A 1,022-nucleotide genomic window follows, 5' to 3' on the forward strand; every position below is an offset into this window, starting at 1 on the left:
CGACTCCGCGCCCGCCAAGTCCCCTCCCCCGTCGAGCGGCTACTTCCCGCTGCGGCCGGTGGGCGCGTTCAACGTGCTCCCCGACGACACCGCCGCCGCGCAGATGGTCCGACGCTCGAGCTGGGAGCCCCGCCCGGAGAACGACGTCGCCAACCACCTGGTACCGCCTCCCGACTTCCGGCCCGCCGGGTACCCGGGGATGGTCAACGAGGCCGCCGTCTTCGGCCGGATCAGCGGGAACTTCACCGGGACGACCGACGAGATCTTCCAGTGGGCCGCGGCCAAGTGGGGGCTGCCCGACGAGGTCATCCGCGCGGAGGCGGTCGTCGAGTCGAACTGGTATCAGGGTCACAAGGACCCGGACGGCAAACCGATCGACAAGGAGGGCTACGGCGACTTCGGCGACTGCGGCGGCTCCCCGCCGGGCGCGCCGTACGGCCCCGAGGGTCCGGCCAGCTTCGGCATCATGCAGGCCAAGTGGTGCACGCTGAACGACCAGACCCAGCCCGGCTACGGCGGGTGGCCGTGGACCGAGACGTCGACCGCCTACGCGGTCGACACCTACGCCGCGGTGATCCGGGCCTGCTACGAGGGCTGGGAACCGTGGCTCGGCGGCGGGTACGCCCCGGGCGACCTCTGGGGCTGCGTCGGGCGGTGGAACGCGGGCTCGTGGCACTCCCGCGGCGCCGACGCCTACGTCGCGCGGGTCCAGCGCGCCCTGCAGGACAAGCCGTGGTTGCAATGGCAGTGAGCGAGCGCCGGCGGGATCGGGTCTGCGTGGTGCGCCAGCACTACGTGCCCCGGGACTCCCGCGTGGCGCGGGCCGCCGGCACCCTCGTCGACGCCGGCTTCGACGTCGACGTCGTCTGTCTGCGCGCCGCGGGCGAGCCGGCCCGCGAGCGCCACGGGCACCTGCGCATCCACCGGCTCCCGCTCCGGCACCATCCGGGGGCGGGCGCCGTGGTGTACGCGGCCGAGTACGCGGCCTTCCTCGTCGCGGCGACCGTCGTCGTCGCGGCCCG

Annotated in this window: 2 protein-coding genes; both read left to right on the forward strand. The window is 74.3% G+C overall.

Translation table 11 applies throughout. The features are described from left to right. The coding region (locus AC0CYZ_RS20450; protein WP_472218663.1) for a hypothetical protein at positions 1-751 on the forward strand (751 nt) is incomplete at its 5' end. Continuing rightward, the coding region (locus AC0CYZ_RS20455; protein WP_472218665.1) for a hypothetical protein at positions 733-1,022 on the forward strand (290 nt) is incomplete at its 3' end. The genes AC0CYZ_RS20450 and AC0CYZ_RS20455, both read left to right, overlap by 19 nt.

The sequence above is a fragment of the Actinomycetospora sp. genome (assembly GCF_055612215.1).